Origin of the sequence: Flagellimonas iocasae (assembly GCF_042682725.1) — a bacterium.
GTDB classification, from domain to species: domain Bacteria; phylum Bacteroidota; class Bacteroidia; order Flavobacteriales; family Flavobacteriaceae; genus Flagellimonas; species Flagellimonas iocasae.
Genome location: NZ_JBHUHU010000003.1, coordinates 161,028 through 177,441, shown reverse-complemented (window position 1 = coordinate 177,441; position 16,414 = coordinate 161,028). Strand labels below are relative to the sequence as shown.

At 41.6% G+C, this 16,414-nt stretch carries 13 protein-coding genes; 7 read left to right on the top strand and 6 right to left on the bottom strand.

Annotated features, from left to right (window positions below):
* The first annotated feature begins 53 nt into the window (after positions 1-53).
* The 5 genes from ACFSJE_RS08060 (at position 54) to ACFSJE_RS08040 (ending at position 5,730) form a co-directional block, all read left to right on the top strand.
* Positions 54-1,424, top strand: a complete 1,371-nt coding sequence (locus tag ACFSJE_RS08060; RefSeq protein WP_379830477.1) for a hypothetical protein — start codon at positions 54-56, stop codon at positions 1,422-1,424.
* Between the two features lies 1 nt (position 1,425).
* Positions 1,426-2,028, top strand: coding sequence for an LPS export ABC transporter periplasmic protein LptC (gene lptC, locus ACFSJE_RS08055; RefSeq protein ID WP_379830476.1), 603 nt, complete (start codon positions 1,426-1,428; stop codon positions 2,026-2,028).
* A 1-nt stretch (position 2,029) separates the two neighbouring features.
* Positions 2,030-2,233 carry a hypothetical protein gene (locus tag ACFSJE_RS08050; RefSeq protein WP_379830475.1) on the top strand — a complete coding sequence of 68 codons (204 nt, stop codon included), beginning with the start codon at positions 2,030-2,032 and terminating at the stop codon, positions 2,231-2,233.
* Between the two features lie 2 nt (positions 2,234-2,235).
* Positions 2,236-3,525, top strand: coding sequence for a hemolysin family protein (locus ACFSJE_RS08045; RefSeq protein WP_379830474.1), 1,290 nt, complete (start codon positions 2,236-2,238; stop codon positions 3,523-3,525).
* An 84-nt stretch (positions 3,526-3,609) separates the two neighbouring features.
* A complete protein-coding gene (locus tag ACFSJE_RS08040) occupies positions 3,610-5,730 on the top strand; it encodes a peptidylprolyl isomerase (protein WP_379830473.1) in 2,121 nt (706 codons plus the stop codon).
* 60 nt (positions 5,731-5,790) lie between these two features.
* Here the strand turns inward: ACFSJE_RS08040 and ACFSJE_RS08035 are convergent, their stop codons facing one another.
* From ACFSJE_RS08035 to ACFSJE_RS08020, 4 genes are all read right to left on the bottom strand, one after another.
* Entirely contained in the window at positions 5,791-6,903 is a 1,113-nt protein-coding gene (locus ACFSJE_RS08035) for a glycosyltransferase family 4 protein (RefSeq protein WP_379830472.1), read from the bottom strand.
* Positions 6,904-7,010: 107 nt separating this feature from the next.
* Positions 7,011-7,592 carry a hypothetical protein gene (locus tag ACFSJE_RS08030; RefSeq protein WP_379830471.1) on the bottom strand — a complete coding sequence of 194 codons (582 nt, stop codon included), beginning with the start codon at positions 7,590-7,592 and terminating at the stop codon, positions 7,011-7,013.
* A gap of 176 nt (positions 7,593-7,768) precedes the next feature.
* Positions 7,769-8,677 (bottom strand): GYDIA family GHMP kinase, encoded by a 909-nt coding sequence (locus tag ACFSJE_RS08025; RefSeq protein ID WP_379830470.1) that lies wholly within the window; start codon positions 8,675-8,677, stop codon positions 7,769-7,771.
* Positions 8,677-9,993: a hydroxymethylglutaryl-CoA reductase, degradative gene (locus ACFSJE_RS08020; protein WP_379830469.1), complete on the bottom strand. Its 1,317-nt coding sequence runs from the start codon at positions 9,991-9,993 to the stop codon at positions 8,677-8,679. Before ACFSJE_RS08020 ends, ACFSJE_RS08025 begins: the two co-directional genes overlap by 1 nt.
* A 175-nt stretch (positions 9,994-10,168) precedes the next feature.
* On the opposite strand from ACFSJE_RS08020, the gene ACFSJE_RS08015 reads away from it, so the two are divergent.
* Together ACFSJE_RS08015 and ACFSJE_RS08010 are read left to right on the top strand one after the other, a co-directional pair.
* On the top strand, positions 10,169-12,328 hold the full coding sequence (locus ACFSJE_RS08015) for a S9 family peptidase (protein ID WP_379830468.1): 2,160 nt from the start codon (positions 10,169-10,171) through the stop codon (positions 12,326-12,328).
* Between the two features lie 19 nt (positions 12,329-12,347).
* On the top strand, positions 12,348-13,850 hold the full coding sequence (locus ACFSJE_RS08010; protein WP_379830467.1) for a peptide MFS transporter: 1,503 nt from the start codon (positions 12,348-12,350) through the stop codon (positions 13,848-13,850).
* Here the strand turns inward: ACFSJE_RS08010 and ACFSJE_RS08005 are convergent.
* Positions 13,843-15,906: a ComEC/Rec2 family competence protein gene (locus tag ACFSJE_RS08005; protein WP_379830466.1), complete on the bottom strand. Its 2,064-nt coding sequence runs from the start codon at positions 15,904-15,906 to the stop codon at positions 13,843-13,845. The two genes, ACFSJE_RS08010 and ACFSJE_RS08005, sit on opposite strands and share 8 nt — an antisense overlap.
* Positions 15,867-16,409, bottom strand: a complete 543-nt coding sequence (locus tag ACFSJE_RS08000) for a C40 family peptidase (RefSeq protein WP_379831545.1) — start codon at positions 16,407-16,409, stop codon at positions 15,867-15,869. Before ACFSJE_RS08000 ends, ACFSJE_RS08005 begins: the two co-directional genes overlap by 40 nt.
* Positions 16,410-16,414: the final 5 nt, after the last annotated feature.

Here is a 16,414-nt window from a genome sequence, read left to right as displayed (position 1 = left end):
AGGAGGATTTTTTAATGAAAATTTGTACTTTAACCACTTTAAAAATCAGTAAGATGAAGAAGAAACACTACTTAACGATGATAGCGGTCATTATGTCGACGGGATTAAGTATGGCTCAGGCACAAAACCCAGAGTGCATGACCAATCTTTCCATTTACGCAGAACACGCTAAGGTAAAAAATTACGATGCTGCTTATGAACCATGGAAAATGGTTTATGAAAGCTGTCCAGACATCAACAAGGCTAATTTTTCGTACGGGGAGCGAATCTTGGACCACAAGATTGCAAATTCCACCGGCGCGGATAAAGATGGCTACATCCAAGAATTGTTGTCATTGTATGACAACAGCATAAAATATTTCCCTCAGAATTATAAACCAGCCGATGTTGGAATAGACAAAGCCCTTTTGCTTTATGACAATAAAATGGCTTCTGATGAGGAAATCTTTAAAATGTTGGATAAAGCCTTTAAAGAGGATAGGGAGAATTTCACCAACCCTAAGGCTTTGTACCTATATTTCTCTAGCTTGGTAGATTTGCACGGAGCAGGTAAAAAAGACCTTCAAGATGTATTTGATACCTATGATGATGTAACCGAAAAAGTTGAAGCAGAAAACCAAAAGTTGACTGATGTCATCACCAAATTGCTTCCTAAGGATTCATTGGGGACACTTACATCCAAAGAAAAAAGCATGCTAAGGGTTGCCAGTACAAACTCTGAGTCCTACGGTAAGGTAGGAGCCAGTATCGATTCCAAATTGGGTGCTTTGGCAGATTGTGACAACCTTATCCCTCTTTATGAGAAAAGTTATGAGGAGAAAAAAGGTGATGTTGCTTGGGTAAAAAGAGCAGTGGGAAGAATGTTCTCCAAAGATTGTACGGACGATCCCATGTTTAGAAAGTTGTTCGAGGCCCAATTGGCCTTGGAACCATCAGCAAGTGCATATCTTTACGGTGGTGCATTAAAGCAAAAATCTGGAGATACCAATGGTGCTATCGCTGATTTCAACAAAGCGGTGGAATTGGAAACAGATTCCTATAAAAAATCTGATATCCTATACAAAATTGCGACTACCGTGCGCAGAACCAGCAAGTCTCAGGCTAGAAGCTATGCCCTGAAGGCGATTGATGCAAATCCCGCCAATGGTAAAGCATACTTGTTGATTGCAAACCTTTATGCCGGTAGTGCCAATGACTGTGGAGAATCTGCGTTTGAAAAAAGAGCCATCTATTGGAAAGCTGCAGATATGGCAAGAAAGGCAGGACGTGTAGATCCATCTTTGGGTAGCCATGCAAGTCAAACGGCGGCTAGCTATGATGCAAAAGCCCCTACCAAAGAAATGATTTTCAGCAGCGGGATGGCTGGAAAAACCATTACCTTCAACTGTTGGGTAGGAGGTAGCGTTACAGTGCCGAATCTATAAGGTGAGACAAACATCTAAAAATATATTTAAGTGTTTTGCCACGGTTTTTACCGTGGCAATCCTTTTTATGTCCTGCGGTGACAACTACCAAAGGGTGGGAGAGGAAGCAGTCAAACCCATTTTTCCACAGGGGGTTGCACAAAATTTCACACTTACCTACACGGAAAGTATTGAAGAGTTGAGCACCCAAGATTCTTCCGAGTCGAGAGTCATTGCAATTCTGTCGAGCCCATTATCTGAGGATTTTGACAACCAAAGCTTTAAATTCCGTACCTTTCCTGAAGGACTTAAGGTTGATTTTTTTGATGAAAAAAGTCAAAAGAGTGTGATTACCGCAGACTACGGAATCGTATACTCACAGACCAACTTGATTGATTTACGCGGCAACGTGGTCATCGAGAGTCATGATGGGAAAAAGCTGGAAACACCACAATTGTTCTACGACAGAAAAAATAACTGGATTTTCACTGAAGAGGCCTTTACCTATACCAATCCAGAAGACGGAACCGTCATGGATGGTGAAGGAATGGATTTCAATAGGGATTTTAGTTTTTTCAAGGCCCACAAAACCTATGGTCTTATGACCATAAAAGAAGACGAATAGTATGATCAAATTTTTACGATATACGGAATACCTGTACTTGGCCGTAGCCGCCATTTCCATTTATAAGATTGCCACCCTATGGAGTGTAGCGCCTAAAGAAACCTACATTTTCATATTTTTTGCGGTGGTTTCAATTGCGATGTTCATCTTCAGAAGAAAATATCGCAAACGCTTTGAACAGCATAAAAAGGATAATCAGCAATAGCCTTGGATACTTCGGTAATCATCATACTCCTATCATTACTGTTTTCAGCTTTCTTTTCAGGAATGGAGATTGCTTTTATCTCTGCCAATCGCATCCATATAGAAATTGAAAAGAAGCAAGAGGGACTTTTGGCCAAAATGCTGACGCGGCTAACCGAAAAGCCCTCAAAATTTATTGCCACCATGCTTATCGGCAATAACATAGCACTGGTAATTTATGGTATGTTCATGGGGGATTTGCTGATGAACTGGTTTCAGGGATTGTTGCCAACCGAGTACGATTTTCTAAATGCATTGCTTACGGATTTTAGCCTCGTCACGCAGACCGTAATTTCCACCCTCATTATTCTGCTAACCGCGGAATTTTTGCCCAAAGTGCTTTTTCAGATTTACTCCAATACACTTTTAAAGTTCTTTGCCGTTCCCGCGTATTTCTTTTATCTCCTATTTTCATTTATTTCTTGGTTTGTCATTAAGGTGTCAGACTTTATCCTTAAACTATTTTTCAAGATTGATGGGGATGAGGTGCAATTGTCTTTTACCAAACTGGAATTGGGCGATTACATTACCGAACAAATGGAGACCGTTGAAGAAGAGGACGAGGTCGATTCAGAAATCCAGATTTTCCAAAATGCCCTGCAGTTCTCAACAGTCAAAGCACGTGAGGTTATGGTGCCCAGAACCGAAATTACGGCTGTGGAATTGGATGAAACGCCAAAAAACCTCACCAAACTATTTACCGAAACAGGCTATTCCAAAATATTGGTGTTCAAGGACAGCATTGACGAAATCATTGGCTATGTCCATTCTTATGAACTCTTTAAAAAACCAAAGACCATAAAAAGTATTCTACTTCCGGTGGAATTTGTGCCCGAGACCATGCTCATTCAAGATATTTTGAACGTACTCACCAAAAAACGGAAAAGTGTGGCGGTGGTGCTGGATGAATACGGGGGAACCTCTGGAATACTAACCGTAGAAGACATTATAGAAGAGCTTTTTGGCGAAATAGAGGATGAACATGACACCACCGATTTGCATGAAGAGCAAATCAGCGAGAATGAGTACAAATTTTCCGCCCGATTAGAGGTGGACTACATCAATGAAACCTACAAATTGGAACTTCCCGAAAGTGAGGAATATGAAACCCTGGGCGGATTGATCATGAATGAGACAGGAGAAATTCCAGAGCAGAATTCAGAAGTTAAGATTGAAAATTTCGTCTTTCACATTTTAGAAGTATCCAACACAAAAATCGATTTGGTGAGCGTGCGTGTTATCACTGAGGATTAACAATTTCCAGCGTTTTTTACCCTTTCCTATTTGAAAAGAAAGTGGTATTTTCGCCCACTGAAATTAAAGTAAACAAGCAGTAAAATGGCAATATTAGAGAATATTAGAAAACGGACAACCATTTTGATCTTGATCATTGGTCTGGCGTTGTTCGCATTTGTAATATCAGGGGTCTTTTCCAGCAATAACTTTGCTGGGGGCAAAATGGGCTCCGAAGTGGCTGAGATTAATGGGGAGAGTATTTCCATTGATGAGTTTAGAAAAGAAGTGGAAACTGCCTCAAGAAGGTACGGTCCAAATTTCTCTTCAACACAATTGGTGAACACCGTTTACGATCAAGAAGTACGTAAAGCCATCCTTAACCAACAATTTGAGGATTTAGGGATTGATGTGGAGAGCGACCAGATTATCGAGTTTGTAAAAACTTCTGGGTATGCCCAAATTCCTGATTTTTTGGATGAAAACGGAATCTTCAACGAGGAAGTCTTCAAAAGTGCCATTGCAGATTGGAGAGCTAATGACCCATTGCGTTATGATGCATGGTTGCAAGATGAGAAATCCATCATCCAAGCGGCCAAAGAACGCATGTACTTTAACTTGATCAAAGGTGGCGTAGGGGCTACATTGGCTGAAGGTAAATTCGATTACGAACTGGCCAACAAAAAAGTGGATATTCAGTACGTTCGAGTGCCTTACACTTCAATTCCTGATAGTACTGTTCAAGTTTCCAAAGACGAGATTCAATCATACATCAGCAAACATCAAGATCAGTTCCAACAGGAAAAAGCAAGAGATGTTCGCTTTGTTTATTTTGAGGAAAAAGCTTCTTCGGAAGATGAAACAGCGGTGAAGGATGCCATCACTGCATTGTTGAGTGATACAGTGGAGTATTCTGAAGAAAAGGATGCCACCGATACCATTCCTGGATTTAGGAACACCAAAGAAATGGCCATATTCTTGGATCGAAACTCCGATACCAAGTTTGATACCATTTATAAAGCAAAAAATGATTTACCGTCTGTAGCAGCTGACACCTTGATGAGCATGGGCGTAGGTGAAATCTATGGTCCTTATAAGGATGGCGATTTCTACCGCGTATCCAAAATCATGGACAAGAAAATCAATGGAAGCGTAAAAGCCAGCCATATACTCATTACGTGGGAAGGAGCTGAGCGCGCCAACCCAAGCATTACCAGAACCAAGGATGAAGCCGAGGCAAGAGCCAAAGAACTTTTGGCCGATGCCAAAAAGGAAGGAGCCGTTTTTACCACATTGGCCCGTGACAACTCAGATGGACCTTCTGCACCAAGAGGTGGAGATTTGGGATATTTCCAAGAAGGTGTCATGGCTGATGAGTTCAACGATTTTTGTTTTGGTAACCCAACAGGAACCATTGGTTTGATTGAGACCCAATTCGGATACCATGTCATTAAAATTGATGACAAGCAAGATGTTGTTCAGGTAGCTACGCTTTCACGGGAAATTGAGCCTTCCGAAGAAACCATAAATACCTTATTCACTGATGCCACCAAATTTGAAATGTCCACTTTAGATGCTGAGCCAGAGAATTTTGGAGACATTGCTAGGGAGAGCAGCTACACCGTGAGACCTGTAAACAAAATCAAGGAAATGGAAGAGAACCTTCCAGGTTTAGGGTCACAGCGAAGCATTGTACAGTGGGCCTTCAATGATGAGACCAGTGTGGGTGATATCAGACGTTTTAATGTAAATAACGGATACGCCATTGTGCAGTTGACCAAAAAATACAAAAAAGGCCTTATGACGCCGGAGGATGCTTCTGCAACCGCATTGCCAGAAATAAGGAAAGAGCGCAAGGCAGAACAAATTAAATTGGCCAACCAAGGAAAAGCCATGGATGCTTTTGCTTCGGATAATAATGTAAGTATAAGCAGTGCCACTGCATTGAGCATTAAAGCTCCAACCATTCCCGGTGCTGGTAGAGAGCCTCTTGTGGTTGGTAGAGCCTTTACTTTGGACCAAGATCAAACTTCTGGTCTTATTGAAGGTGTTACTGGAGTGTTTATGGTTAAGGTAATCAAAAAGGAAGCCGCCCCCGGTGTTGATAATTTCTCTACCTATGCCAATAGCTTGCGTACTTCAGCAGCCAACCGTGTAAATGGTGCTGTATACAACGCGTTAAAAGACAAAGCTGAAATTGAAGATAAAAGAGCTACTTTTTATTAAAAAGTTCAACTCTAATGAATAAGAAAAGCCTCCATCTGGGAGGCTTTTTTTTGCTACACGCTATGCTATAGCCTCTTTGGCAAGATCATATAGCTTTTTAATCTGATTTTGTTGCTCGTAATCCTGCTGAATATGAGTCCGCCCTTTCAGCCCCATTTCTTTGGCAAGCTCGGCGTTTTCACAAAGCTCAATCATATATTTGGCCATATCATTTTCATTGGTTTCTTCGACCAAAAAACCAGTTTTACCATGGATTACAGCATCCTTTATTCCGCCGTGTAACGTGCTTACCACTGGCAGCCCAGAGGCACAGGCCTCCATAATACTCACGGGAGTGCCCTCCATATCACCATTTGGCGCAGTGATGGAGTGCTGCACAAACGCAAGGGATGTCTTCATCAAATCCGAGATTTTGTCCTGCTCCAATACTCCTGTAAATATTACGGATTTTTGGATATTGAGTTCGTTCACCAATTGTTGGCAAGAGTCGTATAATCCAGCTTTTTTCCCAACCATGGTGAGCTTGGCATCAGGGAATTTTTTCAGGACTTGATTAAAGGCTCTGATGGTGTAAAGCGGACCCTTCTTTGCTGTAAATCGACCAACGGCTATAAAATGTCTAGTAGTAGATGGATTGGTATTTGGAGTGAACTTTTGAGTATCCACACCGCAGGGCACCACCCGAACTTTCTCTGGAGGAGCTCCCAGATGTATCAATCCCATTTTCATTTCGTTGGAAACCACAATAATGAATGAGGCATAGCCGAACAACCTTTGATATTTTTCATGGTATTTTTGAAGCAGCTTTTTGTCCGTAGCATCATGGCCATGAAAGATAACAAGCAGAGGAATTCCCAAAGCCCTGCAAGGCGGGACCATGTGTGAGGCAGACATTCCATAATTGGCCAATACTACTTCAATTTTGTGCTCCTTGAAGTATTTTTTTACACCATAGTCACTAAAGAGATTGTTTCTCCCTAAAAATGTTTTCACCACTTTGTGCATTAGCCAAAATGGCTTTGGACTCAAAGTTGCGTCGTTTTCCTCTCGTTCAGGGTAACGTCCACTGTGTATTGGGAATACTTCGGCCAGCTTAGAGAAACCTGCAATTTGATCTCTTACAAAAGTTTCGGAATAGGCATATTTTTCGGAGCGCGTGATACAAATTCGCATGGTAGATTGCTTTTCTCCCTTTGCCATTACGTAAGGCAACAAAGATTTGGTCACTAAGCTACAAATACCCTATTAAATTCTGCGTATTGTGGATTGATTTTAATCTACTATGAACCATCGGGCTCATCCCATTTCATTTTGTAGCAAATGGCAATGATTTTTCCATCCGAATCCAGAGTTACCTCAAACCCTTGTTTGCTTCTAAAGTAGGCATCTCTTAGAAAATACCATTTTCCATTTTTTTGAACAATCTCCCTTTTGTCGATTTTCCATTCCTCAATGGGGTAAATAATGTCGAGTAAATCTTCAAAAAGAGGTGCAGTTTGCGGGTCAAGTATGAAATCATCCCGAATTAAGGATAAGAATTTTGGGAGTAGGGTATTGTCATTCAGACACTCAAAGTGAACAATAGTTTCACCAGTATCCAAAACAATGAATTTATCCTCGTGGGTCTTGGAGGTATCAAAAGTGTTCTTTGTTTTTCGAGTGATATAATACACGTTGTGTTTTAGAATTTGACCAACGGCATCAGATTTGATTTCCTCAAAATTGACAATGGAGCTCTCTTCCAAAAAACGCTGCAGTCTGTTATTGTTTTGTTGACCGAGCTGGGCATTGCAGTTTAAACTGGCCAACGTAAACGCTAGAATGGATGCTTGAAGGTATATGGCTTTACTTTGGGATGACATGGCTCCGAATTGATCTTAGAACCAAACATAGAGCGTATATGGATAAATTATACCCTTAAATTGATGAAACCCCTATATGAATCTATGGATTGGGTTTGGCATTTATTACATTTTCAATGACAATAAATAGAGGTGGAAGCTTTTCTCGTAGAACCAAGAGCAGGATATCATTACGATTACAACACCATTCTTAAAAAAGGGATTACCGTGTCAAAACCTTTAGAACTGAAATAATCCAACGTTTGCCCATCCCCTGCGACCAAAACAAAATCCCCGCCCCATGCCCCCAGACTTTTAATAGCACCTGAGTAATCCATAAAAAGTTGTGACTTTACGGTTGGAATTTGGAGTACCTTGGACATGATGGCTTCATGCTGCTCCATTAGTAACTGAAATTCGTCAAGAGAAGAAGCGTTGACCATTTGCTGGGTTAGTAAGGAAATCGCTTGAATGAGCTCTTCTTTATTGAATAATTGCTTCCGATAAGCGGTAATGGCTTCTTTACTACTTTGTTTTTGGTTGAGATGCACAAAATAGAGGAATTCTTTAAACGTTGGGTCAAACTGAACTTGATTGACATGAGGTCTTCCTTTATGCAATTGGTAGGTTATCGGAGTATTATGTTGCGCACAGCCAATGTCGTACCCACTTCCACCAAAAGCATTCCATAATAGTTGGTAAGCGTCCACTTTGGCCCATTGCGCTATGTTGTTGATTAGGGTGGATGAAGTTCCGAGGCCCCAAGAACGAGGAAATCCTAAATGGGTTTCAACATCAACTCCTTTATTTTCGGAAAGAAAATTTGGGTTTTGCCTTCGCGCTTCGACAAGAAGTTTTACAAGGGTTTGGGCGGTTGATTCGTCCGATGTTGTTTCAATTTTGAGATTTTCCGTTTCAATTTCAGCTTGAAACCAAATTTTCTTTTCCTCATCAAAACTCATCCAAAGTAAGTTATCTGAATCTGAATCAGAAACTTGTAACGACTGACCATATTTAGTAGGGACAGCAAGGCCAAGTGCACCATCTAAAATGGCGTACTCTCCCGAGAGTAACAGTTTTCCGTTGCTGTAAAACTCCTTCTGCATTATTGGGATTGAATCTTTTCCAAAGCTTCCTTAACCGAAGCATTCGTCACAACGTGATGCTTAAAATGCTCCACAAGCTGCATTTTTTCTGCTTCTGTTGCCCCTAGTTGATTGAGCATGTTGAGCAAATGCATTTTCATATGTCCATTTTGGATTCCGGTGGTGACCAAGGACCGCACCGCGGCAAAATTCTGGGCCAGACCGGCTACAGCCACAATTTCCATCAGTTTTTTGGCGGATGGATTTTGAAGAATTTCCAAAGCAAGCTTCACCAAAGGATGCAAGGAAGTCAAGCCCCCAACGGTACCGAGAGCCAAGGGAATCTCAATCCAAAATTTGAAGGTGTCGCCATCAATTGTGGCATGTGTTAAGCTGGAATAGGTTCCATCTTTCGCAGCATAGGCATGAACTCCAGCTTCCACAGCCCTAAAATCATTTCCAGTGGCCAAAACCACAGCATCGATACCGTTCATGATGCCTTTGTTGTGCGTCACAGCGCGATAGGGTTCAATTTTGGCAATGGCAATAGCCTGCACGAATTTTTGGGCAAACTCTTCACCAGACATTCCACCGGCATTAAGTTCCGAAATAGCGCAACTTACTTCTGCCCTTACCAAACAATTGGGCACATAATTGGAGAGAATACTCATGACCACCTCCAAATTTTTCTCCTCATCTGAAAAACCATCAAAAGATTGCGCTTTGGCCTCCAATGTCTTTGCAAATTGCTCCAAACAGGAGTTGATGAAGTTGGCACCCATGGCATCCAAGGTTTCAAATGTGCAATGCAGTTGGTAATAGCCTTCCATCTGGTCGCTGAGGTCCCTAAGTTGGATTTTGGTGATACCACCACCTCGCTTTTCCATATTAAGGGTAATGTCCGAGACACTTTTTCGCAGCTCTGGCTCTATTTCCTCAAAAAAAGATTGAAGTTTTTCTGTATCTCCCTTATAGATGAAATGTACCTGTCCCACCTTTTCAGTGCCAAGGATTTCTGTTTTAAATCCGCCTCGGGTCAACCAAAACTTTGCCGCTTTACTCGCTGCAGCTACAACGGAACTCTCCTCAATGGTCATAGGAATGGCATAGAGCTTGCCATTGATCAAAAAGTTGGGAGCCACCGCAAAGGGCAGATAGTAGTTGGAAATGGTATTTTCTATGAACTCATCATGCAGTTTCTGAACCTTAGGGTCTGTGTTCCAGTATTTTTCCAAAATGGATTTGGTTGCCTCTACATCTTTGGTGTAATGTTTGGCGATCCAATCTATTTTGTCGGCTTTGGAGAGTTTCGAGAATCCTTCAAGAGGAGTGTTCATAGTGTTTGGTTAAAGGCTTCAAATATAAATATAATAGAACTTTGGCTCATACATTGAATTACATGAAGGGAACAAACCTTCTTTAGGACTCCTAAACTTGTTGTAAATACAACACCAAAGTTTATTTTTTCGATAAATATTAGTAAACTTGGGAGTTTTTAATCAATTTTTACACATGAGAAAACAGTTCCTCCTGTTCTTTTCTGTTATTGGGTTTCTTACCGTTTCCACCGCACAGAAGAAAAAAATCACCCTAGAGGAAATTTGGGGAGGTGAATTCCAAACCGAACAAATGGATGTGCTTCGTTCCCTAAAAAATGGGAATCAATACACCATCCTTAATTTTTCACGGTCACCACAGAGCAGTAGTTTGGACAAATACAACTATGAAACTTTGGAAAGGGTAGAGACCATTGTGTCGTCAACAGGCAGTGTGCCTTATTTCACCTCCTATACATTCAGTGATGATGAATCCAAAGTGTTGTTGGCCACAGAGGTGGAGCCTATATTCCGGCATTCTACACTTGGCATTTATTATGTATATGACATTGCTTCAAAAAATCTTACTAAAATTTCCAACACCAAAATTCAAGAGCCCACGCTTTCCCCTGATGGCTTAAAAGTTGCCTATGTGTTGGATAATAATATGTATTTGTTTGATGTGGCCACAAAATCCACCAAGCAATTGACGACTGATGGCAATAAAGGAACCATCATCAATGGAGTTACGGATTGGGTGTATGAAGAGGAATTTGGCTTTGTCCGTGCTTTTGAATGGAACAGCAGCGGCACCAAAATAGCCTTCCTTCAATTTGATGAAACTGACGTGCCACATTTTTCCATGGATGTTTATGGTACAAATCTGTATCCCTATCAATATGAATTTAAGTATCCGAAGGCTGGTGAAGCCAACTCCAAAGTCACTTTGCATCTATTGGATGTGGCCTCGGGGGCAATCACTCCTGTAAATTTGGGCGAACCGTACTACATTCCAAGAATCAAATGGATGAACAATCCTGACCATTTGAGCGTACAGACCTTGAATCGTCACCAGAACGATTTAAAATTGTTGGATGTCAATGCACAAGACAATTCAGCATCCGTCCTGCTCGAAGAAACCGACAAGGCTTATGTGGATATCGATGACGACCTCACTTTTTTAGCAGATGACAGTTTTATCTGGACCAGTGAAAGCGACGGATTCAACCATTTATATTTATATGGGAAGGACGGCAAGCTGAAAAACCAGATTACCGAGGGACCTTGGGAGGTGACCAGATATTATGGGTACGATGCATCCCATGACCGAATTTATTATCAGTCTGTGGAGAATGGGTCTATCAATCGGGATATTTATAGCATCTCAACAAAAGGAAAAAAGAAAAAGCGTCTTTCCACAAAGGAGGGTACCAATGCTGCAGATTTTAGCGCCGATTATACCTATTATATCAATACATTTTCCAATGCCGTTACACCATATGAGTTTACCTTGCACAAAGCTTCGGATGGGAAACTGGTAAAAGCCATCAAGGATAATTCTGCCTTGCTGACCAAGTTGCGGCAATACGAATTTGTTCCGAAGGAATTTTCAATCATCAACATTAATGGCTACGACCTAAACATGTGGATGATCAAACCAGCCAATTTCGACCCTAACAAAAAATATCCGCTATTCATGTTCCAATACAGTGGGCCAGGTTCTCAATCCGTGGCCAATTCCTGGTTGGGGAGCAATGATTACTGGCATCAACTACTGGCATCAGAAGGGTACATTGTAGCCTGTGTTGATGGCAGGGGAACAGGTTTAAAAGGCCGCGATTTTAAAAAATTGACCCAAAAGGAGTTGGGCAAGTACGAAGTGGAAGACCAAATTGCTGCCGCCAAAAAATTGAGTGAACTTTCCTATATCGATGAAGATCGTACCGGTATTTGGGGATGGAGTTATGGCGGATTTATGTCCACCAACTGCATTCTAAAAGGCAATGATACTTTTGAAATGGCCATTGCTGTGGCTCCGGTCACCTCATGGCGATTTTACGACACCATTTATACAGAACGATACATGCAGACCCCACAGGAAAATGCCAGTGGGTATGATGAAAACTCCCCTTTTAATTATCCAGAATTGTTGAAAGGGAAGTATTTATTGGTGCATGGTTCTGGGGATGACAATGTCCATGTGCAGAACACCATGCGCATGATTGAGGCCTTGGTGCAGGCCAACAAACAATTTGATTGGGCCATCTACCCCGATAAAAACCACGGGATTTATGGGGGCAATACAAGACTACATTTGTTCACGAAATTGACCAATTTCGTCAAAGAAAATTTATAACCAAACTAACCAGAAAAATATGTCGGAAGTTGTAAAATATAAAGGGGAAAAAGATAAGTTCAGACACCCCAAAGGACTTTATGTATTGTTTTCAGCCGAAATGTGGGAACGCTTTTCCTATTATGGGATGCGTGCCATCCTCATTTTGTTTATGACCACGGATGCCGCACAAGAAGGTCTTGGCTTAACAACGGAAACCGCCGGGGCTGTTTATGGCCTTTATACGGCCTCTGTTTACTTGATGACCTTACCAGGAGGATGGTTGGCAGATAACATTTTTGGACAGCGAAAGGCCGTTTTTTATGGAGGGGTACTAATTATGATAGGTCACCTAATTCTTGCCATACCGGGCTCACCAGCAATATTTTTCTCAGGTTTGGCCTTTGTGGCTTTGGGTACAGGACTCCTCAAAGGAAATATAAGCACCTTGGTAGGGGAGCTATATGAAGGAAAAGACGGTGCCATGCGGGATGCTGGATTCTCCATTTTCTACATGGGGATTAACTTGGGGTCTTTCATAGGGCAGATTCTGGTGCCTTTGCTTGCTGCATACAATTGGCACTTAGGATTTGGACTAGCTGCGGTTGGGATGCTTTTTGGACTGATAGCCTATCGGTTTTTTGCGCCTAAATATCTTGGTGATATTGGCATTGAGCCTAAGGTTAAACAAATGGAGAAAACGGAAAAATCAAATAAATTGGTCACTTATGGCATAATCGGTTTTGTTCTGGTCCTATTGGTGGCTCTACAGTTTGCAGGCTATATCGATGTCACTACGGCAACCGGGATTGCACAGGCATTGGGCGTTATTATTGTGGTCATTACCATGGGGTATTTTCTCAATATCCTTTTCAACGGGGGGTTATCAGTGATTGAAAAGAAAAAAGTATCGGTCATTTTTATCCTTTTTGTAGGGATAGCTATTTTTTGGTCCGGTTTTGAACAAGCTGCATCTTCTTTAAATTTATTTGCAAGGGATTTTACGGATAGATTTGTTGGTGCCTGGGAAATGCCAGCGGGAATGCTACAATCGTTCAACTCTGGTTTCATCATTATTTTTGCGCCGATAGTTGGGGCCATTTGGGTGAAGTTGGCCACAAGAAACATACATGTGCGCACCCCCTTTAAATTTGCCATTGGACTTATTTTGTTGGGATTGGGATTCTGGGTCATGGTTGAGGCTGCCCATGTTGCAGCTAGTGGAGCCAAAGCTGGCATGTTCGCATTGATACTAACTTATTTTTTACATTCCATTGGTGAATTGACCATCAGTCCAGTGGGGCTTAGTGCAACTAGTAAACTGTCGCCAAAAAAATATCTGGGCCAGATGATGGGTATCTGGTTTGTGGGTGCTGCCCTTGGAAATTTGATTGCGGGACTTATCGGAGGAGAATTTGATCCACAGAATGTTCTTGAAATGCCAAATATATTCCTGAACGTTGTTTGGGTTTCCATTGGTGCAGGATTGATTTTCTTTGCTGCAAGTCCATTTATTAAAAAGTGGATGGGAGATGTCACCTAATTAATTCACTGAAATCATAATATCCCTTTTCGCCCGTATAGTGGAAAGGGATTTCTTTTTGGGCACAAGTCACTTTCCAACGTTCCACATAACTTTTGTAACTACTGCCATCTGCCAATACCATTTTAGGGCGGACGGAATCCAACAATCGCTCAAAATTAATTTTTGGCGATTGGGTGAGCAGCAGAAAATCCAAATCCTGTTCAATGGGATAGAAACCTAAACTGTCCATCACATACAACTTCTTTTGATTGATGTTATAGCTATTCTGAATTTGATTTTTGGTCAGTGCTTTGACATGTTCGGCAACTGAATAATCATTCGCGATTCTGTCCACATTGGAAGTGTCTTGTGCAAACACGTTCAATACATTTCCTGTTTGATGCAATAGTATGGTGTTTCTGGACTTGTGGGCTAAGATTAGGCTTTCCTTGTTTTTGAGTTGAAACTGCTTCCAAATGGCCCAGCCTTGTAGCGCAACAATTCCAGCAAATAATACCAAAGCGGTTTTCCGTTTGGGTCGGGATAGGAACCCCACAATTAAAATAATGGTGAAGTATCCTAAAACCAGTTGAACGGAATCAAAAGGAATGTCTTTGATAATAAACCCTTCTTGCCGCGCCACCCAACTTACCACTGCATTCATAACTCCAATGACCCAATCATAGCTATCAACAAGGAATATGGGAAGTTGATTTATGAGGGATAAAACGATAATTAAGATGCCTATTCCTAAAATCAATCCCAAAAATGGAATGATCAAAAGATTGGAGATAAAAAACAGGGCGGGAAATTGATGAAAATAAAACAAACTAATAGGCAAAACACCCAACTGTGCCGCAATGCTGACGGATAACAATTGCCAAGTTTTTCGAACGATGATATTGTTGGGAAACCAGAACTTTTGGAGTTTCGGGTAGATCCAAACAATGGCAAAAACCGCTGCATAACTCATTTGAAACCCAACCTGAAACAAGAACAATGGCTTTATCAAAAGGATAAATAACATGGATAGTGCAATGATGTTGAACGAATTGGTGGGTCGATTCAAATACATGGCATAGGCCAAAAACGTAAACATGGTCACGGCTCGGACAATGGACGGGGATAATCCGGCTACAAAAGCGTACCCCCAAAGTAGGAGTACCACCATCAGAAGTTTTACAGTTTTTCCCTTTGAGAAGCGCTCCAAGGGAGACAACAGAAACTGAAGTAAGAGCAACAGAATGCCCACATGAAGTCCAGATACCGCCAAAATATGCACCGCTCCCGCATTTTTGTAGTCATTATAGGTGCTTTCGGAAATATCATCCCGTTGTCCCAGCAATAAAGCCTGAATCACACTGAGTTCCTCTGGTCCGAATCGTTCCTTTTTCAATTTTGAGATAATGTGTTCGCGTGCTTTTGCAGCCAATCCCAGAAGTGTTGTTGACTGATTTTTATCTATTGAAAAAGCATCGTTCGAAACACGAATCTGGTGATAGATTGCCTGCTTCCGTAAATAATCCTTATAATTAAATTGATGTGGATTTAGCGGAGGTCGAATAGCTTCTACCGAGGAAAACACAAAAATTTCATCATCCACTTTTAACTTTGAGTCAATGGAATCAACTGGGAGGCTCAATAGGATTTTTCCTGTGGATGCCTCTTCATCCAATGTAATAACTTGAGCAACATATCGTTGGGAATAGGGATTCGGTTTTAGTGCCTCCCTCACCTTAAGGTGCCACACCTTTTCTTTGTTTAAATCACGGTTAGAATAATGATTTTCCAGAGTGTTGCCCATCGCCATGGCAACCACAAACATTCCCAATAAAATGGTGGTGAGAACCATTGAAACTTCAAAAAAAGGAAATCCTTCTCGGGACTGTTTTTTGTGAAACCAAAACAGCAGTGGAAAAAAGATGAGCATCGCCAGCAACGGGAAAAGCGGAGCGACCCCAAAATAGAAACCCAAAATAATGCCCGTAATCAAGCACAAACAAAGCTTGACGGACACAAAGTTGAACAAACGCACTAAAGGATACGCATGGCCTTCACAAAGGCGTAGTTCCAATATCCTTCCCGTAATGAGGATACCAAAACGCCCCTGGAAGTAGTGGCATGTATAAATTTAATGTCGTCACCATCTACTTCCACCACCAAGCCTACATGGTTGATGCGTTTTCCACTTTTGCTGGTCTTAAAATAAAGGAGATCTCCTTTTTGTACATCATCCACTCGAATGCGTTGTCCTTCCTCGGCCATTTGATAAGAAACCCTTGGAAAAAGAATGTCATTTTCCCGAAGGGAAACATAGACCAATCCAGAACAATCCATGCCTTTTTCGGTGGTGCCCCCATACTTGTATCGTGTTCCAGAAAAGCCCATAGCGGTGGAAATAATGGCCTCTGCCTTGACATTGGTCCGTTCTTCTTTTCTGGTTTCCTTGGGGATAGTGTCTTCGGTTGACCCCTCTACCGTAACGGTTCGGGTCTTGCTGTAGGTTCGCTTTCTCTTGCCTGGACCGCAGGCTACCACGGCAAAAAAAAGCAGTAAGATTATGGTTTTACGTAACATCCAAG

Coding starts and splice junctions, on each gene's coding strand:
- ACFSJE_RS08020 (WP_379830469.1), bottom strand. CDS start 9,993: ATGAACACTCCTCTTGAAGGATTCTCGAAACTCTCCAAAGCCGACAAA.
- ACFSJE_RS08030 (WP_379830471.1), bottom strand. CDS start 7,592: ATGTCATCCCAAAGTAAAGCCATATACCTTCAAGCATCCATTCTAGCG.
- ACFSJE_RS08025 (WP_379830470.1), bottom strand. CDS start 8,677: ATGCAGAAGGAGTTTTACAGCAACGGAAAACTGTTACTCTCGGGAGAG.
- ACFSJE_RS08000 (WP_379831545.1), bottom strand. CDS start 16,409: ATGTTACGTAAAACCATAATCTTACTGCTTTTTTTTGCCGTGGTAGCC.
- ACFSJE_RS08010 (WP_379830467.1), top strand. CDS start 12,348: ATGTCGGAAGTTGTAAAATATAAAGGGGAAAAAGATAAGTTCAGACAC.
- ACFSJE_RS08035 (WP_379830472.1), bottom strand. CDS start 6,903: ATGCGAATTTGTATCACGCGCTCCGAAAAATATGCCTATTCCGAAACT.
- ACFSJE_RS08015 (WP_379830468.1), top strand. CDS start 10,169: ATGAGAAAACAGTTCCTCCTGTTCTTTTCTGTTATTGGGTTTCTTACC.
- ACFSJE_RS08060 (WP_379830477.1), top strand. CDS start 54: ATGAAGAAGAAACACTACTTAACGATGATAGCGGTCATTATGTCGACG.
- ACFSJE_RS08050 (WP_379830475.1), top strand. CDS start 2,030: ATGATCAAATTTTTACGATATACGGAATACCTGTACTTGGCCGTAGCC.
- ACFSJE_RS08040 (WP_379830473.1), top strand. CDS start 3,610: ATGGCAATATTAGAGAATATTAGAAAACGGACAACCATTTTGATCTTG.